Origin of the sequence: Agrobacterium sp. SUL3, assembly GCF_001263295.1 — a bacterium.
Lineage (GTDB): Bacteria > Pseudomonadota > Alphaproteobacteria > Rhizobiales > Rhizobiaceae > Agrobacterium > Agrobacterium tomkonis.
Genome location: NZ_KQ414506.1, coordinates 97,044 through 117,660 on the forward strand (window position 1 = coordinate 97,044; position 20,617 = coordinate 117,660).

The window sequence follows — 20,617 nt, forward strand, 5'->3', positions numbered from 1 at the left end:
TGGCGCAAATTTGCTTGGGTGCGTCCCATCCGGGATTGCATTCACACGGGCCTCAGCGCACCATGGTTCATGATTTGCAACCGCCGGGGGAGACTGCGGCGTGCTGTAATCGCTGAAAAGAGGAGGAAGGCATGGCAACATTCGTAAAGGATCTTCTCGACCGCAAGGGCCGGGACGTCGTGACTGTGGGTCCAGAGGTCAGCATCGGCGAAGCAGCGGCAACGCTGCATACGCACAAGATCGGTTCGGTCGTCGTGACGGATGCCGACGGTGTGGTTCTCGGCATTTTCACGGAACGCGATCTGGTGAAAGCCGTGGCGGGCCAGGGCGCCGCTTCCCTGCTGCAATCCGTTTCGGTGTCCATGACCAAAAACGTCATCCGCTGTCATGGTAATTCCACCACCGACCAACTGATGGAAATCATGACCGGCGGGCGGTTCCGCCACGTTCCGGTGGAAGAGAACGGGCGTCTCGCCGGTATCATTTCCATCGGTGACGTGGTGAAGGCGCGGATCGGCGAGATCGAGGCCGAGGCGGAGCATATCAAGGCTTATATCGCAGGATGACCTTGCGTCCCGGTTGGAGGCTGCCGGGAAATGCGCAAACACAAAAAGGTAGAGCGTTTTCGCGTTTCGCAGAAAAGCGGAAATGCTCTAGCCGGAACTCATGCGTCGTCTTGCGTCACAAGCCGCCATTGAAGGAAGTCGGCTATTTTAGTGGATATTTCCACGTAGAACTCTTGCCGCTCATCATCGGTGCAGACAATTTCAACCCGATTGAACTGCGAAATGAATGTGCCATTGCTGGACCAGTTGCTCTCGGCCGTTCCTTTCACAATGGTGATGTCGATCCACGGCTGACCATCTGCCGATCCAAAACTGACGGCGTTTCTGCGTCTGAGTTGAGGCTGCCCTTCCAGAAATCCGATCAGCAGAGCCGTGTCGCATAGTGTGCTTTGCGCGGCTGGACGCAGGATTGAGATATACCAATACATGGGCTCACGACAGCTCCGCGTTTCATCCGTCCGTTTCGCATGATTTATGAACCTGGAGACGTTTCAGCTGTGGCCGGCGCTAACGCCGGAACGCCTGCTGCATGCGCTCCAGTTCGGGAATGCGCGCACGCGTTTCCTGATATCCCCTGTCGATGGCTTCGCTGGCGCGATGGAATTCCGACAGGCCGATATCGTTGATGCGCGGATGCAGCATGAGGTCGGGCGGATCGCCGGCGAGGCGCGAGCGTGAAATCCGGTCCTGAATGATGTTGAAGGCCTGCACCATGACGCCTGGCAGGCCGGGACGCGGCGCGCTCTCCATGGGCGGAGCGGAACCTGCATGTGGCGAGGCTGCATGCTTGACCACGGCGGAACGGCCAAAGAGATCGTAATTGAGATTGACGGCAACGACCAGCGCCTGCTCATAGGCCCGGCAGACAGAAACCGGCACGGGGTTGACCAGCGCGCCGTCGATCAAAGTGCGGCCATTGCATTGCACCGGTTCGAAAATTCCCGGCAGCGCATAAGATGAGCGAAGCGCCGTGACAAGGTCACCCTGATGGATCCAGACCTCATGGCCCGTGCGCAGTTCGGTGGCGACGGCGATGAAGGGATGGTCCAGGTTTTCGACGCGCAGGCCTTCCAAATGCTCTTGCATACGCTTGGTCAGCCGCATGCCGCCAAACAGGCCGCCGCCGCCGATCGTCAGATCGAGCAGGCCCGCAATGCGGCGCATCGTCAGAGAACGGGCAAATTCTTCCAGCTCATCGAGCTTGCCGGCGAGATAACAACCGCCCACCAGAGCGCCGATCGAGGTGCCGGCAATCATGCCGATCTTCACGCCTGCCTCGTCCAGCGCCCGCAGGACGCCGATATGGGCCCAGCCGCGCGCGGCGCCGCCGCCAAGCGCCAGAGCGATGCGGCGCGTATCGACGCGCTCGGTGACGATGGGCGGCTCCATGTCTTCGGGGTTTCCAGCCGCGAGCTGATTGCGACGATTTCCCCATCCCAACATGATCGCACTCCCTGCCAGTTCCGTGAGGCTCCGTCCTATCCCCGGAACCTGCTATATTGGTAGCAAATTGGTGCGGCCGATGGAAGCCGGCCGTTTATGTGCCGGAATAGGTGGTTGCCGGATCGAAATGGCGGGTATCGTCGGTGATTTTGGTCACGGCGTTGCCGTCAGACATTTCCACGGTGCGATAAAAGCAGGAGCGGCGGCCAGTATGGCAGGTCGCATCGTGGCCAGCGACGGAGACTTTCAGCCACACCGCGTCCTGATCGCAATCGGTGCGGAATTCCTTCACCGTCTGCAGGTTGCCTGATGTTTCGCCCTTCTTCCAGATCTTGTCGCGTGAGCGGCTGTAATAGTGGGCGATGCCCGTTTCCAGCGTCAGCGACAGGGCCTCGGCATTCATATGGGCGACCATCAGCAATTCACCATCGCGAGCGTCGGTGACCACGGCGGTGACGAGGCCGTGGGCATCGAATTTCGGCGAAAAAAGGCCTGCGTTTTCGAGCACTTCCTTATCCGCAGACGCGGATGGAAAGGGAATGGACATGGTAACCCCGGAAACTGAACTGGCGGAACGATCAGAGCGGCGAAAGAACGGAATCGGTTCCGCCACTCCAAGTCTTATCTGATCACCGGATTTTCCGAAAACCGCGCTGGCGATTCGGTCCGATGATTAGCGGTTCCGCACCATGGTCATGAAGCGGACCTGCTCGGCCGGGTCGTTCTTGAACGTACCCGTGAAGCTGGTGGTCAGCGTTGTCGACCCCTGCTTGTTAACGCCGCGCATGGACATGCACATATGTTCGGCGTCGATCATGACGGCCACGCCGCGCGGTTTCAGCGTTTCCTCGATGGATCTGGCGATCTGCGCGGTCATGTTTTCCTGCGTCTGCAGGCGGCGGCCGAATATTTCGACAACGCGGGCAATCTTCGACAGGCCAAGCACGCGGCCAGCGGGAAGATAGGCGACATGCGCCTTGCCGACGATCGGCACCATATGGTGTTCGCAATGGGAGAAGAACGGGATGTCGCGCACCAGCACCACATCGTCATAACCGCCGACTTCCTCGAAGGTCGTGCCGAGCACGTCCTGAACATTCAGCTCATAACCGGCGAAGAGTTCGCGATAGGCCTTGGCGACGCGCTTCGGCGTATCCAGAAGTCCTTCACGGGCAGGATTTTCTCCCGCCCAGCGCAGAAGAACGCGTACTGCTTCTTCAGCTTCCGCCTGGCTTGGGCGAGCCTCGGCCACGTCGGGTTTTGTGCCAGCGCCGGGGAAATTCTTCACGATCGCATCCATTTCGTCTCTCCCGATGCGGGTAAAGGCCGCACCTGAACTCGTTTTTCATCGCGAACTTGTGTTCGCAGTTGCTGCTATCTGGTTGTTTTACAGCATTTTGGCAAGGCCGCTGCTAATAATTCGGTATCGAAGCCGTTAATTTCATCATGGCTTGATGTCCAGAAAGCTCGTTAGCATATAATGAGAATGAAGGGCAGGAAAGCTTCACTGCGACAAACGCTGTGTTTGAAAAATATGACCTGTCCCGTTTTGGGCATTTTGAGCGCGCCGGACACCTGACGATGGATGACATCTATAATAACCGCATTCTGGACTTTGCCGGGAATATTCCGCTGATCGGTGTTCTTGAGGATGCCGATGCCAACGCCGAAAAACACTCGCGGCTATGCGGTTCGAAACTCAAGGTCTATCTGAAGGTAAAAGACGGTGTCGTGACCGGATTTTCGCATGAGGTTCGTGCCTGTGCGCTCGGTCAGGCGTCGGCCTCCATCATGGCCCATCATGTCATCGGTGCTTCCAGCGGTGAGATCCGCCAGGCGCGGGAAGATATGCTGGCCATGCTGAAACAGGGCGGCGAGGGGCCCACGGGCCGCTTTGAGGATATGCGGGTGCTTTCCCCCGTCCGGGACTTCAAGGCACGTCACGCCTCCACCATGCTGACTTTCGAAGCGGTGGTCGATGCGCTTGACCAGATCGAAGGCCGGCCGGTCCTGAATGCTGCGGGTTAGACCATGTGCGGCGAACCGGGCTGCCGGCACCAGCAGACGGCGGCGAAAGCGGGCCGATCCCGCAACTGGACAGGCAGCTTTGCCAAAACGCCGGGACGGCTTTTAGGCGTCGGTCTCATCAGGTTTTATCAGCTCACATTTTCCGGTTTCATCGGCAATTCCTGCCGCCATATCCCCACCTGTTCCGAATACGGCTATGAAGCCATCGCCCGCCACGGGCTTTGGGCAGGTGGGTGGATGACGCTGTTTCGCGTTGCGCGCTGCGGTCCGGGCGGCACCAGCGGGCTGGACCCGGTGCCGGAAACTCTCGGTGAAAAGCGACGCTGGTGGGCACCCTGGCGTTACTGGAGCCTGCGCAAATGAGCGAGTATGTGGCGCTGCTGCACAGCATCGTTCTTGGCGCCGGCAAGCGGCTTGTGATGGCCGATCTGCGGGCGATGGCCGAGGAATTGGGATTTCAGGACTGCAGAACGCTGGTTGCCACCGGAAATCTGGTTTTTCGTGGTGAGGCAGTTGCCGCTTGCGAGATCGAGGACAGGCTTGAGCGCGCTTTTGAGGCGCGGTTCGGCAAACATGTCGATATACTCGTTCGGGCGGGCGGCGACTGGCTGAGGCTGGCGTCAGACAATCCGTTCCCGCATGGCAATTCTCCTGACGTCTGCATTCGGGTGATGCGGGAGCCGCTTGGTGAGGACGTTCTTGGATTACTGGAGAAATATCGCCAGCAGGAAAAGATTGCCGTCGTCGGCGGCGATCTTTGGATCGACTTTCAAGGCAAGCCAAGCGAGAGCCGGTTGCTGTCAGTCCTGACCACGAAGAGGCTCGGCATAGGCACGACCCGCAATGCCAATACCGTCAACGGGCTGGCGAAAATGCTCGGCTGAAATGCCCTTCACCTTTGACTGGAATGGCAAAAGCCTTTATCAGCCTGCCTGTTCGCTTATCGCGGGCAAATCATTATTCCAACACCACCCGCATTCGTTGGCGGGACTGGACAGGAGCACTAGACGATGTCTGAAGCCATTTCCCTTACATTTCCCGATGGATCCGTGCGCAGCTACCCCGCCGGTACGACCGGTCGCGAGGTCGCCGAATCCATCTCCAAATCGCTTGCCAAGAAGGCTGTCGCCATTGCGCTTGATGGCACCGTGCGCGATTTGTCCGAGACCATCACCGATGGCAAAATCGAGATCGTCACGCGTGAAGACGGGCGTGCGCTGGAGCTCATTCGCCACGATGCCGCCCACGTCATGGCGGAAGCCGTGCAGGAACTGTGGCCCGGCACGCAGGTGACCATCGGTCCGGTGATCGAGAACGGTTTTTATTACGACTTCGCCAAGAACGAACCTTTCACGCCGGAAGATCTGCCGAAGATTGAAAAGCGGATGAAGGAAATCATCCAGCGCAACAAGTCGTTTACCCGAGAAATCTGGTCGCGCGAAAAGGCCAAGGAAGTCTTCGCCGCCAAAGGCGAGAACTACAAGGTCGAGCTGGTTGATGCGATTCCGGAAGGCCAGGACCTGAAGATCTATTATCAGGGTGACTGGTTCGATCTTTGCCGTGGCCCGCATATGGCCTCCACGGGCCAGATCGGTACGGCCTTCAAGCTGATGAAGGTGGCCGGCGCCTATTGGCGCGGTGACAGCAACAATGCAATGCTGTCGCGCATCTATGGCACCGCCTGGGCGACGCAGGAAGAGCTGGACAATTATCTCCACATTCTGGCCGAAGCTGAAAAGCGCGACCACCGCCGCCTCGGCCGCGAAATGGACCTGTTCCATTTCCAGGAAGAGGGTCCGGGCGTCGTCTTCTGGCACGGCAAGGGCTGGCGCATGTTCCAGACGCTGACGGCCTATATGCGCCGTCGGCTCGCCAATACCTATCAGGAGGTCAACGCACCTCAGGTGCTGGACAAGTCGCTGTGGGAGACCTCCGGTCACTGGGGCTGGTATCAGGAAAACATGTTTGCGGTGAAATCCGCCCATGCCTTTACCCATCCCGATGACGAGGAAGCCGATCAGCGCGTCTTCGCCCTGAAGCCGATGAACTGCCCGGGTCACGTGCAGATCTTCAAGCATGGCTTGAAGTCTTACCGCGAAATGCCTGTCCGCCTTGCGGAATTCGGCAATGTCCATCGCTACGAAGCATCCGGCGCGCTGCATGGCCTGATGCGCGTGCGTGGCTTCACGCAGGACGATGCGCATGTCTTCTGCACGGAAGAGCAGATGGCGGCTGAATGCCTGCGCATCAATGATCTGATCCTCTCGGTTTACGAGGATTTCGGCTTCAGCGAAGTCGTCGTCAAGCTCTCCACGCGCCCTGAAAAGCGCGTCGGTTCCGACGATCTCTGGGATCGCGCCGAAAGCGTGATGATGGATGTTCTGAAGACCATTGAGGAGCAGTCCGAAGGCCGCATCAAGACCGGCATTCTGCCGGGCGAGGGCGCTTTCTACGGACCGAAGTTCGAATATACGCTGAAGGACGCCATCGGCCGTGAATGGCAGTGCGGCACGACGCAGGTGGACTTCAACCTGCCGGAACGCTTCGGCGCCTTCTATATCGACCAGAATTCCGAAAAGACGCAGCCGGTGATGATCCATCGCGCCATCTGCGGTTCGATGGAACGCTTCCTTGGTATCCTGATCGAGAACTTCGCCGGCCATATGCCGCTGTGGTTCGCGCCGCTTCAGGTGGTTGTCGCCACCATCACCTCGGATGCCGACGATTACGGCCGCGAAGTGGCCGAAGCGCTGCGCGAGGCGGGCATGGTGGTGGAGACCGACTTCCGCAACGAGAAGATCAACTACAAGGTCCGCGAACATTCGGTGACCAAGGTTCCGGTCATCATCGTCTGCGGCCGCAAGGAAGCGGAAGAGCGCACCGTCAACATCCGTCGCCTCGGTTCGCAGAACCAGACGCCGATGTCGCTGGAAGACGCGATTACCAGCCTCGTGGATGAGGCAACGCCGCCGGATGTGAAGCGCAAGCTTGCGGCGAAGAAGCAGGTTGCCTGATAAATGACGACGGCCCCTTCGGGGGCCGTTTTCGTTTTTGGGCAAGGTCCTGAAAGCTCTCTTCCGTCATGCTCGGGCCTGTCCCGAGCATCTGCAACGTCTCGATTGAGTTGAACGTGTTTAGATCCTTGGGACAAGCCCAAGGATGACGTCGCGCGTAAGACGGAGAGTCATCATCCTCAAGGCTGAGGATGACTTCGAGAGCGGTGACGTTTACTCAAAGTCCCCGGTCATGTCTTCCGGCGCCTGATCCTTCATCAGCACTTCCACATCGGAATCCCGACCGGACGTGACCTTGAAGTTGCGCTGGAATACCTTGTCCTTGTTGCGGGCGATGGCGGTGTATTCGCCTTCCGCCAGCACCATGGTCGAAAAGGCGCTGACGCTTTCATTCACCACGTCGCCGCCGCCGTTCAGAACCGACCAGGCCGTGTCGGCAATCGCCTCGCCGCCTTCTTCGGAGACGAGCTTGAGGGTAATCTGCGCTGCCTGGTGCTGGAGGGTCGCTTCGGTGAGCTTGCCGGCTTCCACCTGGATATCGGCGCGCACCACCGCATTGACGTTGCCATATTCGGAAACTACGTGATAGGTGCCGGCGTTGAGGCGAACGACGGTATTGGGCTTGATGTCGGCCATCACGAGACCGCGCTCACCGTCCGGGCGGGCATCGGAGGAGTAGACGGAGAATTTCAGCTGGTTGCCGGAAATCTGCTTGTCGGACCCCGCAACCGCATTCAGCACGAAACCGCCGGCATCGAGAATCAGCACCTGCTTCTGGACGTTGCCTGATGTCGGAATATTGAGTTTCTTGGTGACGCCGGCGCGGCCGAAGGCGACGTTGACGAAATATTCGCCGGGCACCAGATGGAATTCCGCCGAGCCGCCCTCCGAGCTTGCCAACATCGGCAATTTGCCATCGGCACCCGGAATGGGGCTGAAGACGCGCCAGGACAGACCTTCCTTCACCGCTTCGCCCCCGCTCGTCAGCTTGGCTTCCATGGCGATATCGCGGGCGGTGCTTTCCGGGGCATTGGGTGCTGTCGGTGCAGTGAAAGCATTGAGCTTCGGCATTTTCGGGGTGCCGCCCAGCTGCTTGAAGTCTTTAAAGGCGTCCTGCGAAAAAGCGGCTTGTGATAAAACGCCGAGCGTGGCGCATGCAATGGCCAGACGTGTCGCGAATTTCGCCGCGAATTTGATTGCCGACATTTTCGATACCGATTGACTTCTTGATTTTCCCGGATCACTTCAAAACCAATGCCATGGCTATTTCAAGGCCCTAGTTTCGCGATGACAGCAGAATGGAAGATTTTTGATCATGACTAGCGATATCAAGCTCCTCGACTACCTCAAGGTTCGCCGCTCCACGCCCGCTTTGCAGCTTGCCGAGCCGGGGCCTTCGAAGGGGCAAATCGAGGAAATCCTGCGCCTTGCCGTACGCGTGCCTGACCATGGCAAACTCGCCCCCTGGCGTTTCGTGGTTTATCGCGGTGAAGATCGTGTGCGTCTCGGTGAGACAGCGCTCCGGATCGCGCTTGAGAAAAACCCGGAACTGGACCTGCAGCAGCAGGATGCCGAGCGCACCCGCTTTACCCGCGCGCCTGTCGTCATTGCCGTCATCAGCACCGCCAAGCCGCATTTCAAGATCCCGGAATGGGAACAGGTGATGTCGGCTGGCGCGGTCTGCCTCAATGTCATCTTCGCCGCCAATGCCAACGGTTTTGCGGCGAACTGGCTGACGGAATGGCTTGCCTTCGACACGGCCTTCCTGGCGGAAATCGGCGTCAGCGCGGAAGAAAAGGTGGCGGGATATATCCATATCGGCTCGACCACATTCCCGCCGGTGGAACGGCCTCGGCCGGAGCTTGCCGATGTCGTCACCTGGGTTGGGGACGTGTGATGTTCTACACCACGGACACCAACCGGCATGGCCTGCCGCATGATCCGTTCAAGGCCATCGTCGCACCGCGGCCGATCGGCTGGATCGGCTCGAAGGGCAGGGACGGTTCGCTGAACCTCTCGCCCTATTCCTTCTTCAACGCGATTTCGGACCGGCCGAAGCTTGTCATGTTTTCCTCCAGCGGCAGGAAGGACAGCCTGCGCAATGTCGAGGAGACCGGTGTTTTCACCGCCAACCTCGTCAGCCGCCATTTGATCGACCGGATGAATGCCTCTTCCGCGCCGGTTGCTTACGATGTCGATGAATTCGCCCTGGCCGGCCTGACTGCCGTTGATGGCCGGGTGGTGGATGCGCCCTTTGTGGGCGAGGCGCTGGCGGTGCTGGAATGCCGCGTGACCCAGGTCCAGCAGCTGAACGATATCGACGGAAAGCCATCGGAGTCGTGGATGGTGATCGGTCAGGTCATGGCTATCCATATTGATGATGCGATCATTCGCGATGGCCGCATCGATATGGGGCTTGCGCGTCCCGTGGCGCGCATGGGTTATATGGATTACTGCGATGGCGGCAGCGATGTATTCCAGCTGCAGCGTCCCTCTACTGCGCCGTAAATATATTCCTTCGCCGGCAAGGGTTAAATTTTATGGTGAACCAAACGTAAACTATTTGCGCCTAGAGTTTTATACATGGTGGCGGCGATGATGCCGTCATCCATTGTTGCGAATGTGTTTCGAGGCTCAGGTGATCGTACAGGCATTTCTTCGCTGGTCTGAAAAGGCTGGATCGACCGAGCGGGCGAAGGCCGCCAATGCTCTCGGCCGTGCCTATCTGCATTCCGACATGGCGCGGGAAAACCGCGACGCTGCCTATATGGCGATGACCTATCTGCTCGACGACCCATCGCCGCGTGTGCGGCTGGCGCTTGCCGAGGCGCTGGCGGATGCCACTGATGCGCCGAGAGCCATTCTCGTTTCACTTGCCGAAGACCAGCCGGAAATCGCCTGTACGGTGATTGCCCGTTCGCCGGTCCTTACCGAAGCCGATCTGGTTGACCTTGCCGGGCGCGGTGAGAGCCTGACGCGTGCCCTCATCGCCGCAAGGCCAGGTCTGCCGCGCGGGGCCTGCGCGGCGCTTGCCGAAGTCGGCGATCTCTCGGAAACCATCATTCTTCTCGAGAATGTCGACGCCTTCATCACGCCGTTCTCGCTGCGGCGCATTGCCGAGCGCCATGGCTCGGACGCCGACATTCGCGATCTCTTGCTTTGCCGTGAGGCGCTGCCGGCTGATGCGCGGCACCTGTTGATGGCGCGTGTCAGCGAAGCTCTGGCGGGTTCGGCGCTGGTTCATGCGCTCATCGCACGCAACCGCGCCGACAGTATTTTCCGCGAGGCGGAGGATTCTGCCACAATCCTCATCGCAGCAGCCGTTGCGTCGCCCGAATTGCCGGCGCTGGTGGAGCATCTGCGCCAGCGGCTGGAACTGACACCGGCGCTGCTCATCCACGCCGTCTGTTCGGGGCGTCTGGAATTCTTTACCGCGGCCATGGTCAATCTCTCCGGTCTCGAAGACCGCAAGGTGCGCGCCATTCTGGCAACCGGGCGGCCGCATGCGTTGAAGGCCCTGTTCCAGTCGATCGGTCTTTTCGGCGACGTTGTTGACGTCTTCATCGAGGCGACGCTGATGTGGCGGCGTGCCGCCCGCTCGCAGCTTTCAGAGGCGGCCGCTTCCGTCTCTGCCGAGTTGCTGGCGCATTTCCGCGACGTCAACGGTTCCGAAACATTGTTCGAACTGCTGCATGCCGTGCGCAAGCTGGCGATTGCGGAAGAACGGCAGAAGGCCCGGTATTACGCCGAGGCACTGACGGTTGAGGCTGCCTGAGTTTTATTTCTCTAGGCGTTTGGCAATCCACGAATAGCTGTTTTCGACCACTCTGACCGGCGTGCCCAGCAGATGCTTTATGCCTTCGGTAGATGGCAGGATGCGGCTGACGCGGCTGATTGCCTGTTTTGTCAGGCTTTCTTCCTCTTTCTGCGTCACCTCTGCGCTTGCCTGCGGCGTTGTATCAGCCGGTGCCGTTGCGGCAGGGGGCTGTGTGCCGGCCGTCTGCGGCGTCTGCTCGCCCGGTGTCTGGCACACAGCCACCACGACCGGATAGGAGGCGTTGGCGTAGCGCTCCAGCTCCTTTTCCGACACGGCGTCGCAAAGCTCGATGCTTGTCCAGCGCTGCTGCGAGGTGGCAAGGTAATGGCAGTCGGTGGCGCTGTCGTCGCAACCAAGGAAGGTCATGAGAACGAGGGCTGTTTTCATGGGGTGTGTTGCCTCTGTCGGGAATAATGCTCTAGAAACTCATCTATCCGGATTGCAGTGACATTACGACGAAATACGCATTTTTTGAGAGAAAGCAGGCATTCCATTGGCCATCGAAATCAAGCTTGAAACACCCCGGCAGGAAGCGGTTCTGCGCCTCATCGATCTTTCCAATGCCTATATGGCGTCACTTTATCCCGCCGAGAGCAATCATCTGGTCGATATTGGTCAGCTGGAGAAGGATAATGCCTCGTTTTTTGTGGCGCGCCATGAGGGGCGTGTTGTCGGATGCGGGGCGCTGGTGGAAGCGGGTGACGGCACGGCGGAAGTCAAGCGCATGTTCGTTGACCCTGACGCGCGGGGACTGAGGATCGGCAAGTTGATCATGGATACGCTTGTTGCGCGTGGCGTCGAACTTGGCCTTACCGCCATCCGGCTCGAAACCGGTATCAGCCAGCCGGAAGCGATCGGTCTATACCGCAAGGCGGGGTTTGTGGAAATCGAGGCCTTTGCGCCTTACAGGCCGGATCCGCTCAGCCTGTTCATGGAAAAGGCGCTTTAGGGCGAAGGCATGGATTTTCCGGATGGACTGGCGATGGGGACGTTTAAGACGTTGCCATAGCATTCACCCACGTCACCCCGGACTAGATCCGGGGTCAAGCGCGATCAAGGACTTGATCGCGATAGACTCTTTTCACGGCGCAGACGCGCCGTGACTGGATGCCGGATCAGGTGTAGCGCGCAAAAACTCTTGGCAGGAAATGCAAAATCACTTGGCAACAATTTTGCTGCGCTTGGAGCGCTCATTTATGCGGATCGTTTCCCAATATCGATAGGCCGATTTGAGGGATGGCGTCCGCGCCGTTCCGAACCTCTTTTTGCACTCTTTAAGTAGACTTGCAACGGGCTTCAATCCGAACCCGTTTGCCAAGAAAATAGCAACTTCAGGATCGCGGGCAATTGAGGAGCGAGACGGCTTGATGAGTTGCTGATTATTGACGTGCCATTCCGCCAGTTGGCGGCTTTCATCGAGCAAGCGGGCGTAGTCATCGGCAGGGATCGTCACCACGGCGATACCGGAGATGGTGGCGAAGATCGGCTGCAAGGGTTTCTTGTCCGCTTCCGCCTCGCTCACTGTGGCAACATCCCGGTTTCGAAATGGCGGGCCATGGCGGTTTCAACAATCGCTTCGACGGACTGGCCCCATCTGTCGATTGCCGTCCGCTGCTCATCAGTGAGGCCGGGGCTGGAGAGAAATACGCCAATCAAGGCGCGGTCGCAAAGTGTAAGCTGGCCGATAAGATCGCTGTAGAAGGCTGCAACCTCCTGCGCCGATACGTTCTCATCAGGGAATTGAACCTGCATAAAAGCCTCCTGAAAGATAGCGCGGCCCGGAGGTGAACACGTCCCCGAGCCGCGCTGGTTGCGAAGGTGGCGACTCCTTCGCGAGAGAACGGCAGTGCCGATTTCAAAGCCGCTGCCGTCCTTATCCCGCCCTGCCCCTGAAACAGGGCGGAAAACCGTTTAAGCGATGGCGTTCTGAATGATGCAGCCGAGCGACTTGGCGCAAACGATCTCCTCGACCATTTCCGCAACACGAACCTGCAAGCCGCCCTTGATGCCAACATTCGGGTTGATGATCGTCCCGGCCATCCTCTTGCCGTTCTCGGCAGTAAAGCCCCACGTCAGAACGTTGTCGGTGGCGTTTTTCTTCGACATGTCGATATGCAGGAACTGGATCGACTTGCCCCATGCATAACGAAGATCGACAGGCTGGCCCTTTGCCGCGACGTTGACCATGCCCGCGCCGATCAGGAGGTTTTCCGGCTTGATCTCCATGAGCTCGGCAAACTGCTGGCGGTTGATTGCGCCGTCCTCGGCCAAGCCGCCTTTGACGGCCTTAATCAGCCTTGGATGTCGCTTGATCTTTTCCCACACGTCCTCACCCATGGAGATTGTGTTGGCGCGGTAAATCAGCGGCTTGCGCATGCAGTCGTTCATGACCTCGAACGGATCGGAGTTCGCAAAGTCGCTGAACTGCTGATTTCCCGCGAGTACCATCCGCCGTGCCGCGTCATAGTTGTCCGGATTTTGAACAACCTTTGCGGCCCGGACTTCGCGGCCAAGCTGGATAAGGCTGGTCAGACCCTCGACGGAGTTGCCTTCCGGGTCGAACGTGCTGACCTTGCGTTCTCTCGCCGCTTTCGCTTCATCGATATCTGTGATCGGAATCACGTCATCAAGGCCGTAGTGCTTGATGCGGCCTTCTTCTTCGGTCGCGGGGAACGAAACCTGTCCGGGCTGGCTGGTTCTGCCAACCTGCAATTCCGGCACGGTAAAAGCCTCAGCAATCGGAAAGCTTAGCCAGTTGAATTTTTCCGAAGACACCGGAACGGTTGGCAAAACCTTGTCGTAAATCAGCGAGGCGGCGGAGTTCCGGTAGCCGATTGCAATTGCAGTGAGTGTAGCGCTGATAGGGAATGGGCGGTTCATGCTCATTGGAGGTTCTGTCCTTCGGGTTCAGGTGTTTGCAAAGAGGCTGGTGGATTGCACCGATCTGACAGCCTCGGTAATCGTGACGAACCGGCCATGTGAGGCCTGCTCGGTTTGATAGGTGCGCGCCGCACTGGCGAGCGCGACGGCGGCGAGCTGCACGCGCTGTTCATCAAAAACCGGCGTTTGCGCGTCCAGCGGCGGCAGGTACAAGGCGGGCCGGTTCACCAGTCCAGCGCCGTTCAGGCCGACGATATGACCGTCTGCGAGGTGCTGAAGGCTGGGCGAGATAAAGCGGTATTCGCGATTGGCGATGGCCGCGCGGGCGTTTTCGGCCCATTCGACCTTGCCCCACAACGCACCGTCGCGGCCTTCCATGCCGACAATCCAGCCCGCGACAGGGGCTTTCTTGCCGGACGCTGCGAGCAGTTCCTGCGCATGCTCGTAATCGATGACCAGCGGGCCTTGATTGGCTGCGAAGGCATGAACGATCTCTGCCGGATCATACGTCCATTTGCGCCCGTCGCGGGTTGTCAGGTCAGGGCCAGCCGGAAGTAGCATGATGAATTCGGGAACGGTTGCAGCGTCCATCATCAATTGCCTCCATCATGCAAGCCACTGGATTTGATGGAGCCGATTGCCTGCGCGGCCCGCATATTCGCTTCACGCGCCACGGCCTTCGGATCGCCAACGCCGCTGATGTTCTGCGTCAGGTTGACCACAGGCGGGCGCGTATCTTGAATGACGGCCTTGACCGATTTTTGCAGATCGCCATCCGTCACGCCGGGGCCAGCCGCACCGGCTGCGGCGGGCCTGTAGGGTTCCATCTGTGGTGGTTGATCGCCACTGCCAAACCAACGCTGCAACGGCCCCCAGCCGGTAATCAGGTCGCTGACATCGATGTTGCCAATGGCCGCACGAATGCGGGCCGGTACACCGGCAAACCACTGATAGACGGCCTCGAAACCGGCCTTGATGCCATCCAGCATGTCGGTAGCAAGCTGCCGTCCAGCGGCATTCATGCCCGCTTTGGCGCTGTTGGACAGCTTTTCCTGCGAGAAGAAACCGGAGATCGTATTCCAGAAGTCCTGGAGCTTCGCCTTGGCGGCGTCGATCAGGCCGGAGAAGTCCAGCGCGGATTTGATGCTGGCCTTGAATGCCTCGATCTTGCCGGGATCGATGCCGAAGGCACGGCCCACCATGTCGATGAAGTCATTCAACGCCGTGCCGAGTTTGGCGAGGCCGGAACTGAACAGGTCGATGAACGGCCCTGCGAAGCCGGAGACAAAGGAGGATACGCGGTCCCAATACTTCCAGATCGCAAAGCCAGCGGCGGCAAGAAGGGCAACCAGCGTCCAGACCGGCGCGGAGATCGCAGCGACAGCGCCCGCAATGCCCGCCGCTGCGGCCTTGAGAACGGCGACGACAGCGACCATTGCCCCGCCGAGACCGCCGCCAGCCGATGCCGAAAGCATGGCAAGACCGGCAACCGCGTTGCGCAGCGGACTGAGCATGAACAGCATGGCGCTTCCAAGGCTGCGCGCCGCACTGGCGGCAAACGTCCAGCTTCCGGCAATGATGCGCCAGCCGGTCGCAACATTCTTGCCATCCTGAAACTTGAGGAACGCCGAAGTCAGGCCGATTGCGCCGAGACGCAGCGCCGCAAGCCCATAGGCCGCCGTGCGCATGGCGATGGACGCGGACATGAGGCCAGCCGTTACCTTGACAATCGTGCTCGTCAGCTTCGGATTGGCCGTGGTCCAGTCATTGACCTGCCGAAGAAGGCCGGTCAGGCGCTTGACGATATCCTGCACCACGGGCAGCAAGCCGCTGCCAGCCGAAAACAGGTTATCGACCTCCGTTACAAGCCCCTTCATCTCGGTTTTAAGGCCCGCGACAACGTTCGCGAAATCCTTGTCGATCACGCCGCTTGCGCCGCCCGCCTCGTTGCGGATGCGCTGGTATTCCTGCAAATTCGGGATCAGGGCGCGCAGGAAGTCGAGAACCTGCTTATCCGCGAACAGTTCGCCCATCTTGAACTGGTCGCCGCCTGTGGCCTTCTGGATCAGTTCCAAGGAATGCAACAGCGGATCGGTGCCGTTCGCAGCCGCCGTCTTCATTTCCTTTTCGATGTCGATGCCCATTTTCTTGAAGTTCCGCACCGTCTCCGGCGACGTAATCTTGCCAAGGAAATTCGACATGTTGTTTGCGGCCTGATCGGCGGAACCTGCCGACTTCATGGCGATTTGCAGCGCGGCGGCAAGCGAGGCGACGGCGGGAACGCCCTTCATCTGCAAGGCGGACGCGTTGGCCGTCAGTTCGGGGAAGTTGCGGGCCATGTCCTTCAGTTCGAAGGAACCCTGTTTGCCGGTCGCGGCCATCACGTCGAAAGCCTTCGCAAGCTCTGCCGCCCCAACCTTGAGGTTGTCCATCACCGCGAAACCGGCGTTGCCCATGTCGGAGATTTCCGATTTGGTGGCCGTGGATGCGCGGCCCGTCGCCTCGATTGCCGCAAGGCTCTCGTCAACGCCCATGCCCTTGCCGACATAGGTTGCGAGGATCTGTAACAGTTCGGACTTGTTCTTGCCGGTGGTGCGGGTCGCGGCGATAAGCTTCGCCTCGATCTCGCCCATGCGCTCGACCGGGATTTCCGCGACGTTGGCGAAGTCGATAAAGGCATCCTGAAAGTCAGCGGCCTTGATGACCGGCGCGGCAAGCGCAATCGCCTGTCCCACCGCGCCCATCATGCGGCTGCGCGCATCGCGCAAGGCGGCTTCCGCGTTCTTGGTCGCCGTCTCGATATTCTCGACCGAAAAGCCTTCCTTGAAAGCGCCTGAAAGGCCCTGCTTGGCGGCTTCGCCAATGTCGAGCATGCCCTTTTTGACCTTTGCGGCGGGGCCGGTCAGTTGGTCAACAAGCCGGATGACGAAAGAAAGGTCCATTAGCGGCGGCCTCTTTCCTTACTCATATCGATACGCTTGATGACCGACTCCAGAATGGCTTCTGGCATGTTGGTTTGTTTGGCGATGTCTGGATGGCTTTTGCCGTCTCTAAGCATCTGCTTGATGGTCTGGCCGTGGATGCGCAAACGCTGTTCTACGAACTTGTTACGCGCCCGGAACACCGTTCTCACATGGAGGTTGAGTGCAATCGCCACCGCTGGAGTGCTTACGCCCTCATTCAACAATTCTGCGATATGCAGATAGTTTTCCTTTGCTCGGTGGATATCGCCTTTGGGCAAGGTGAGCCGATAACCCGACTCCCCGAGACGGTAGTGTTTGCAAAGTTTTTGGGCAGGTCCGTAACCTACCACCTCGCCAAGCCAATGATTTGCAGCGATGTACGCCGGGATATAAACAACCTTCCCGCCATAGATATTGCACAGGCGTCTTGTCAGCTTCGCGCCGATTATCGCCTCTAGAGTCTCGTAGGTGGTCAGACCCTCGAAATCCTCTTCTTCATCAGTGTTTTTGGCTTGGGAAGTATTCACGAAATTGCCCCGCTCGCTTGGTCGAGGCAAATCTAACTTGTAGTGACAGTGTCATGCAGCGTGACAGTGTCAGGCTTGACAAATTGCGGAAATCACTGGGAGGAAAACGAAGCGCGGAGGGGCGGCACTCCCTCATTGATCCGGTAAAACCGTCCAAGTAAACCTTGCTCGCGCAGGGCATTTATCTCACAACAGGCCGAAGCTCACAAGAGGCCACAGAACGCGCTCAATGCGAACGCGGCGGGGATAACGCCAGCCAACCCCGCAAATCGCGTCCACGGCCTTCAATTATGCTTCAATTTTGATGTTGCCGCTTAAAGCTCGCCCCGGCTTGCCAGTTCGACAGCCTGTTGCGGGTCAAAACCGCCCTTGATCCGTTCCGCAACCTCTTTCTGTTTCTCCGGGCTTAACCGGGAGAGAACAAGCAGGCCGTCCGTGTCGTCGGCAACCGGCGTCGTGCGGATGACCTCCCGCAAGTGAGGATGGATATTCTCCGCGATCCGTAACATGACGCGGGTTTCCTCCGGCAGATAGCCAAGTGTGTCTTTCACGAACTGCTCAAAATCACTGCCAGACATGCCGCGCTCCTTACTCAAACAAAAAATCGGCCCGTTATTCATGGGCCGATTCGCTGTTACTGGCTATCCTTGTATGTTCAACCGGCGAGGCCGAGATCGACAAGCACCTTTGCGGCTTCCTCGACAGTCGGCAACGCAATGCCGGGAGGCAGTCTTTCCGGCAACAGGTTCCATGCTTCCGCGATATCGCCCGCCGCTTCCGTCTTGAGTATTCGCATCAGCGGCAGCACCCACGGCGGCGCAGTGTTCTCCGCTTCCGGTTTGTCCGGCGCGGGCATATCCGGCAGATCGGGAAGCACCGGCACCACCACGTCAAGTCCCGGCATTGCGAGGATGCGCGACAGCAGATCGTCAAAGGCGCGGGCAGGCAAGCTCGTCACATGATAGGAATTGGACCATGTGTTGCGGAATTTGGCCCTGCGATACCGCCAGCCCTCTTTGCGGGCCTTCCTCGATACGGCTTCCGGCGTCGTCGGCAAGCCGCTCAAGCGCTTCGCCGCCAGTTCCGGCGCGGCGAACCATTCCTGAATATTGCGCTTGTCACGCACCACGCGAATTAGCATCGCCTCAAGATACTTGAGACGACGCTCCATGTAGGAAAACTCCTCGACCGGGACCGGGATCGTCAAATAAAACTCACTCATCTACAAACCTGTTTTATGTGCGCTCTGGCGGCGCGTTGACGCATAGGTGAGCGGCCCGGCTCCGAAAGGAACCGGGATGCTCATTCGCAATTTGGTGGAAAAGCCTATCTGGAGCGCTTTGGCTTGGCGGCAGGCTTCGGATCGGTGAGCGCTCGAATTTGCTCTTCCAGTTTAAGGACTTCACTCTCACCAAGCGCCACGCACAGCTTGGCGCGGGCAAAACGATCAAACACCCGATCAAAGCCGGGGCGGCGTGTGGCCGCGCCAAGTGCATAGTAAGCTCGCACGTCCATCAATATTCGCTGGAATGCGGAAAGCGGCGGCATTTCTACTTGCGCAATCGATCTGGTCTCAACCGCCAGTGCGATAACCGTTTCTCCAAATTCATCGATACACAGCCGCCGAATGACGGCGGCTGTGGCGTCTGGCTGAATAAGGTGAGTGCGACGAATGAATGCAAAGAGCTTGCCACCCTCCGCCGTCTCAATGACGCTTACACCGCCTCGGAGTTTGCCGCCGCGCAATGCGACGGCATCCAGCGCTGGTGGAACCAACGAAAACCGCGTCTCGTAGTCAACGATGGCCTCCGGTGATAGCGCCATGTAATGGTAATCGAGACCGCCGCCAAAGCCGGTGTGAGCGCGGACAAGCCGATCAATTGATGTGACTCCCACTCTCTTTAAATAGCGGATCATGGCACTTTTGGTGTGAGGGACACCGCGAAGCTTTAAGTCCGCCATTTCGCGTGCGTTCATCCAAGCCTGAGCGCCGGACGCTTGCGCCGCAGCCCTATCATCCATTTTTTGCTCTCCTCGGGGACTGTACAGCTTCATTCCCGAGCAACTTACCCATGACTTTCTCAACCGTCGAGCGCTTGAGATTGCACGCTTGCGCAAGTTCGCTTGCGTCATAGCCTTCGGCGATTTTTTGCGCGATTATATCTCGCCGCAGCGCCATTGGATCGGCTGAGTGTGCTTCTTCGGTGATGTGATCAGGCATCGAATCTATGAAAATTCGGACGCGCTCACGGGCCAAACCAGTCAAAACGCTGATTTCTTCTGCAGTTTTGCCAGCAGTGTGCAGACGCGCAATCAAAAGCTGGTTTTCGCGGTAATAGTCCGCGCCGGGAACCGCCTCCGGCGCTTTGCTAATTGGTGCAGAGTTTGCACTAATTGTTTCCAGCCGTGTTTTTAGGGATGAAATCTCTGTGCGTATCTCGCTTTCTGCCTTAGAAAGGGCATCTACTTGCGTATCCAGAAGGATGAAGACGCCAGCCGCGACGGACGACATATCCTCGCCCTGATTGAGTGCGGCAGTAATGAGATCGTTAAAGGCGCGAACGGCAGAGATCGACGCCTCTAGTTTGAAGAGGGGATTAGACATATCTGACTCCTGTAGCGCTTATCACGGCGCTTAATCCTGCGGGCGGCGCAGGACCGGGAGTTGATAACCGTACAGGACGGCAGCATGCCCTTTAGGCTTTCGCCCTGGACATTCGACATGCCCTCCCGGCCACATCACAAAATGCGACCGCTTCCGGCAGATGCCAGATATAGTGCGCCGTTAGGGCAAGATCGAAGGGGGAACGCCGAGTAGCATGAACGCCTCGGACTTCTTCATTCGCACTTACCTTGGTGGCGCGTCACCACCTGTAGGAGTTATCACGCTCCGTCAATTTGCATACGCTGATTTCCGGTGTATGCCAAGGGGAATTTTCATGCCCGATATGTTGCAACTATGTTTGAACTGTTGTCGGTACTTTTGCTGCAACACATGCCGTTACTCTTCGTCAGACTTTTCATACTGTTGTGTTCCCGCTTTCCCGGCAATAATTTTGCGGCTGCTTTTTGATTTTCGCTCATATATTTCAATAAGTTGGATTGTTTCTCACGTGCGCGGAAATCAGTGGGAACGTTGTTTCCACTTGACTGACGCCGCGTCAGTGGCAGAGTTGGCTAAGTTTGTCACTTTAAGCTCGCATGCCTTCGCGAAACGCTTCTTTTTTTCCAGTATTTCCTTTTGTAAATAAGGCTTTAACAAAATTTCTCGGCAGAGGCTGGATACTCACCCCGAGAATGGTAAAATCAGTCTTGTTAATTGTCGGCAAGCAAGTCTTCCTGCCATTTGATCTTGTTTCGGCCCGCACGGATACCCAAC

25 protein-coding genes are annotated in these 20,617 nt (G+C 58.4%); 9 read left to right on the forward strand and 16 right to left on the reverse strand.

The features are described from left to right. The first annotated feature begins 131 nt into the window (after positions 1-131). Entirely contained in the window at positions 132-566 is a 435-nt protein-coding gene (locus AKG12_RS17025) for a CBS domain-containing protein (protein ID WP_052819750.1), read from the forward strand. 98 nt (positions 567-664) lie between these two features. Here the strand turns inward: AKG12_RS17025 and AKG12_RS17030 are convergent, their stop codons facing one another. From AKG12_RS17030 to folE, 4 genes are all read right to left on the reverse strand, one after another. Then, positions 665-994 (reverse strand): hypothetical protein, encoded by a 330-nt coding sequence (locus AKG12_RS17030; protein WP_052819751.1) that lies wholly within the window; start codon positions 992-994, stop codon positions 665-667. A 79-nt stretch (positions 995-1,073) separates the two neighbouring features. Continuing rightward, a complete protein-coding gene (locus tag AKG12_RS17035; protein WP_046798299.1) occupies positions 1,074-2,009 on the reverse strand; it encodes a patatin-like phospholipase family protein in 936 nt (311 codons plus the stop codon). A 94-nt stretch (positions 2,010-2,103) separates the two neighbouring features. Beyond that, complete coding sequence (gene hisI, locus AKG12_RS17040) at positions 2,104-2,556, reverse strand: phosphoribosyl-AMP cyclohydrolase (protein WP_052819858.1); 453 nt, start codon at positions 2,554-2,556, stop codon at positions 2,104-2,106. Between the two features lie 126 nt (positions 2,557-2,682). Beyond that, entirely contained in the window at positions 2,683-3,309 is a 627-nt protein-coding gene (folE, locus tag AKG12_RS17045; protein WP_046798300.1) for a GTP cyclohydrolase I FolE, read from the reverse strand. Between the two features lie 281 nt (positions 3,310-3,590). On the opposite strand from folE, the gene AKG12_RS17050 reads away from it, so the two are divergent. From AKG12_RS17050 to thrS, 4 genes are all read left to right on the forward strand, one after another. Further along, entirely contained in the window at positions 3,591-4,037 is a 447-nt protein-coding gene (locus tag AKG12_RS17050) for an iron-sulfur cluster assembly scaffold protein (RefSeq protein ID WP_052819860.1), read from the forward strand. 3 nt (positions 4,038-4,040) lie between these two features. Further along, positions 4,041-4,400, forward strand: coding sequence for a membrane protein insertion efficiency factor YidD (yidD, locus tag AKG12_RS17055; protein WP_046798301.1), 360 nt, complete (start codon positions 4,041-4,043; stop codon positions 4,398-4,400). Then, on the forward strand, positions 4,397-4,921 hold the full coding sequence (locus tag AKG12_RS17060) for a DUF1697 domain-containing protein (protein WP_052819752.1): 525 nt from the start codon (positions 4,397-4,399) through the stop codon (positions 4,919-4,921). The genes yidD and AKG12_RS17060 overlap by 4 nt, the downstream gene beginning before the upstream one ends. 126 nt (positions 4,922-5,047) lie before the next feature. After that, complete coding sequence (thrS, locus tag AKG12_RS17065) at positions 5,048-7,051, forward strand: threonine--tRNA ligase (RefSeq protein ID WP_052819753.1); 2,004 nt, start codon at positions 5,048-5,050, stop codon at positions 7,049-7,051. A 213-nt stretch (positions 7,052-7,264) separates the two neighbouring features. Here the strand turns inward: thrS and AKG12_RS17070 are convergent, their stop codons facing one another. Next, on the reverse strand, positions 7,265-8,257 hold the full coding sequence (locus AKG12_RS17070) for an RgsD C-terminal domain-containing protein (protein WP_052819754.1): 993 nt from the start codon (positions 8,255-8,257) through the stop codon (positions 7,265-7,267). 109 nt (positions 8,258-8,366) lie between these two features. Between AKG12_RS17070 and AKG12_RS17075 the strand changes: the two genes are divergently transcribed. The 3 genes from AKG12_RS17075 (at position 8,367) to AKG12_RS17085 (ending at position 10,826) form a co-directional block, all read left to right on the forward strand. Further along, on the forward strand, positions 8,367-8,948 hold the full coding sequence (locus AKG12_RS17075) for a nitroreductase family protein (RefSeq protein WP_046798305.1): 582 nt from the start codon (positions 8,367-8,369) through the stop codon (positions 8,946-8,948). Next, positions 8,948-9,559 carry a flavin reductase family protein gene (locus AKG12_RS17080; RefSeq protein ID WP_046798306.1) on the forward strand — a complete coding sequence of 204 codons (612 nt, stop codon included), beginning with the start codon at positions 8,948-8,950 and terminating at the stop codon, positions 9,557-9,559. Before AKG12_RS17075 ends, AKG12_RS17080 begins: the two co-directional genes overlap by 1 nt. Before the next feature lie 112 nt (positions 9,560-9,671). Beyond that, positions 9,672-10,826 (forward strand): DUF2336 domain-containing protein, encoded by a 1,155-nt coding sequence (locus tag AKG12_RS17085; RefSeq protein ID WP_052819755.1) that lies wholly within the window; start codon positions 9,672-9,674, stop codon positions 10,824-10,826. 3 nt (positions 10,827-10,829) lie between these two features. Here the strand turns inward: AKG12_RS17085 and AKG12_RS17090 are convergent, their stop codons facing one another. Beyond that, positions 10,830-11,255 carry a hypothetical protein gene (locus AKG12_RS17090; protein ID WP_052819756.1) on the reverse strand — a complete coding sequence of 142 codons (426 nt, stop codon included), beginning with the start codon at positions 11,253-11,255 and terminating at the stop codon, positions 10,830-10,832. A gap of 106 nt (positions 11,256-11,361) precedes the next feature. Here AKG12_RS17090 and AKG12_RS17095 point away from each other — a divergent pair, with 106 nt between their 5' ends. After that, positions 11,362-11,817, forward strand: a complete 456-nt coding sequence (locus AKG12_RS17095; RefSeq protein WP_052819757.1) for a GNAT family N-acetyltransferase — start codon at positions 11,362-11,364, stop codon at positions 11,815-11,817. A gap of 207 nt (positions 11,818-12,024) precedes the next feature. Here the strand turns inward: AKG12_RS17095 and AKG12_RS17100 are convergent, their stop codons facing one another. The 10 genes from AKG12_RS17100 to AKG12_RS17145 all read right to left on the reverse strand — a co-directional run bounded on the left by AKG12_RS17100 (position 12,025) and on the right by AKG12_RS17145 (position 19,843). Continuing rightward, positions 12,025-12,390, reverse strand: a complete 366-nt coding sequence (locus AKG12_RS17100; protein ID WP_052819758.1) for a hypothetical protein — start codon at positions 12,388-12,390, stop codon at positions 12,025-12,027. Continuing rightward, a complete protein-coding gene (locus AKG12_RS17105; RefSeq protein ID WP_052819759.1) occupies positions 12,387-12,620 on the reverse strand; it encodes a hypothetical protein in 234 nt (77 codons plus the stop codon). Before AKG12_RS17105 ends, AKG12_RS17100 begins: the two co-directional genes overlap by 4 nt. Before the next feature lie 159 nt (positions 12,621-12,779). After that, positions 12,780-13,754 carry a capsid protein gene (locus tag AKG12_RS17110; RefSeq protein WP_285277755.1) on the reverse strand — a complete coding sequence of 325 codons (975 nt, stop codon included), beginning with the start codon at positions 13,752-13,754 and terminating at the stop codon, positions 12,780-12,782. Between the two features lie 21 nt (positions 13,755-13,775). Then, complete coding sequence (locus AKG12_RS17115) at positions 13,776-14,342, reverse strand: phage protease (protein WP_052819760.1); 567 nt, start codon at positions 14,340-14,342, stop codon at positions 13,776-13,778. Further along, positions 14,342-16,690 carry a phage tail tape measure protein gene (locus AKG12_RS17120; protein WP_052819761.1) on the reverse strand — a complete coding sequence of 783 codons (2,349 nt, stop codon included), beginning with the start codon at positions 16,688-16,690 and terminating at the stop codon, positions 14,342-14,344. The genes AKG12_RS17115 and AKG12_RS17120 overlap by 1 nt, the downstream gene beginning before the upstream one ends. Then, complete coding sequence (locus AKG12_RS17125; protein ID WP_052819762.1) at positions 16,690-17,238, reverse strand: helix-turn-helix domain-containing protein; 549 nt, start codon at positions 17,236-17,238, stop codon at positions 16,690-16,692. The genes AKG12_RS17120 and AKG12_RS17125 overlap by 1 nt, the downstream gene beginning before the upstream one ends. Before the next feature lie 314 nt (positions 17,239-17,552). Continuing rightward, positions 17,553-17,816 (reverse strand): hypothetical protein, encoded by a 264-nt coding sequence (locus tag AKG12_RS17130; protein WP_052819763.1) that lies wholly within the window; start codon positions 17,814-17,816, stop codon positions 17,553-17,555. A gap of 77 nt (positions 17,817-17,893) precedes the next feature. Continuing rightward, positions 17,894-18,460 carry a DNA-binding protein gene (locus tag AKG12_RS17135; RefSeq protein ID WP_052819764.1) on the reverse strand — a complete coding sequence of 189 codons (567 nt, stop codon included), beginning with the start codon at positions 18,458-18,460 and terminating at the stop codon, positions 17,894-17,896. A gap of 104 nt (positions 18,461-18,564) precedes the next feature. Continuing rightward, positions 18,565-19,260, reverse strand: a complete 696-nt coding sequence (locus tag AKG12_RS17140; RefSeq protein ID WP_052819765.1) for a hypothetical protein — start codon at positions 19,258-19,260, stop codon at positions 18,565-18,567. Beyond that, on the reverse strand, positions 19,253-19,843 hold the full coding sequence (locus tag AKG12_RS17145) for a hypothetical protein (protein ID WP_052819766.1): 591 nt from the start codon (positions 19,841-19,843) through the stop codon (positions 19,253-19,255). The genes AKG12_RS17140 and AKG12_RS17145 overlap by 8 nt, the downstream gene beginning before the upstream one ends. Positions 19,844-20,617: the final 774 nt, after the last annotated feature.

Excerpts from the sequence above, each read along its gene's own strand:
- AKG12_RS17130 (WP_052819763.1), bottom strand. The coding sequence starts at position 17,816 with ATGTCTGGCAGTGATTTTGAGCAGTTCGTGAAAGACACACTTGGCTAT.
- AKG12_RS17140 (WP_052819765.1), bottom strand. The coding sequence starts at position 19,260 with ATGGATGATAGGGCTGCGGCGCAAGCGTCCGGCGCTCAGGCTTGGATG.
- AKG12_RS17050 (WP_052819860.1), top strand. The coding sequence starts at position 3,591 with ATGGATGACATCTATAATAACCGCATTCTGGACTTTGCCGGGAATATT.
- AKG12_RS17070 (WP_052819754.1), bottom strand. The coding sequence starts at position 8,257 with ATGTCGGCAATCAAATTCGCGGCGAAATTCGCGACACGTCTGGCCATT.
- AKG12_RS17075 (WP_046798305.1), top strand. The coding sequence starts at position 8,367 with ATGACTAGCGATATCAAGCTCCTCGACTACCTCAAGGTTCGCCGCTCC.
- AKG12_RS17060 (WP_052819752.1), top strand. The coding sequence starts at position 4,397 with ATGAGCGAGTATGTGGCGCTGCTGCACAGCATCGTTCTTGGCGCCGGC.
- yidD (WP_046798301.1), top strand. The coding sequence starts at position 4,041 with ATGTGCGGCGAACCGGGCTGCCGGCACCAGCAGACGGCGGCGAAAGCG.
- AKG12_RS17030 (WP_052819751.1), bottom strand. The coding sequence starts at position 994 with ATGTATTGGTATATCTCAATCCTGCGTCCAGCCGCGCAAAGCACACTA.
- AKG12_RS17085 (WP_052819755.1), top strand. The coding sequence starts at position 9,672 with ATGTGTTTCGAGGCTCAGGTGATCGTACAGGCATTTCTTCGCTGGTCT.
- AKG12_RS17080 (WP_046798306.1), top strand. The coding sequence starts at position 8,948 with ATGTTCTACACCACGGACACCAACCGGCATGGCCTGCCGCATGATCCG.
- thrS (WP_052819753.1), top strand. The coding sequence starts at position 5,048 with ATGTCTGAAGCCATTTCCCTTACATTTCCCGATGGATCCGTGCGCAGC.
- AKG12_RS17135 (WP_052819764.1), bottom strand. The coding sequence starts at position 18,460 with ATGAGTGAGTTTTATTTGACGATCCCGGTCCCGGTCGAGGAGTTTTCC.
- AKG12_RS17105 (WP_052819759.1), bottom strand. The coding sequence starts at position 12,620 with ATGCAGGTTCAATTCCCTGATGAGAACGTATCGGCGCAGGAGGTTGCA.
- AKG12_RS17145 (WP_052819766.1), bottom strand. The coding sequence starts at position 19,843 with ATGTCTAATCCCCTCTTCAAACTAGAGGCGTCGATCTCTGCCGTTCGC.
- AKG12_RS17090 (WP_052819756.1), bottom strand. The coding sequence starts at position 11,255 with ATGAAAACAGCCCTCGTTCTCATGACCTTCCTTGGTTGCGACGACAGC.
- AKG12_RS17110 (WP_285277755.1), bottom strand. The coding sequence starts at position 13,754 with ATGAGCATGAACCGCCCATTCCCTATCAGCGCTACACTCACTGCAATT.
- AKG12_RS17035 (WP_046798299.1), bottom strand. The coding sequence starts at position 2,009 with ATGTTGGGATGGGGAAATCGTCGCAATCAGCTCGCGGCTGGAAACCCC.
- AKG12_RS17115 (WP_052819760.1), bottom strand. The coding sequence starts at position 14,342 with ATGATGGACGCTGCAACCGTTCCCGAATTCATCATGCTACTTCCGGCT.
- AKG12_RS17120 (WP_052819761.1), bottom strand. The coding sequence starts at position 16,690 with ATGGACCTTTCTTTCGTCATCCGGCTTGTTGACCAACTGACCGGCCCC.
- hisI (WP_052819858.1), bottom strand. The coding sequence starts at position 2,556 with ATGTCCATTCCCTTTCCATCCGCGTCTGCGGATAAGGAAGTGCTCGAA.
- folE (WP_046798300.1), bottom strand. The coding sequence starts at position 3,309 with ATGGATGCGATCGTGAAGAATTTCCCCGGCGCTGGCACAAAACCCGAC.
- AKG12_RS17025 (WP_052819750.1), top strand. The coding sequence starts at position 132 with ATGGCAACATTCGTAAAGGATCTTCTCGACCGCAAGGGCCGGGACGTC.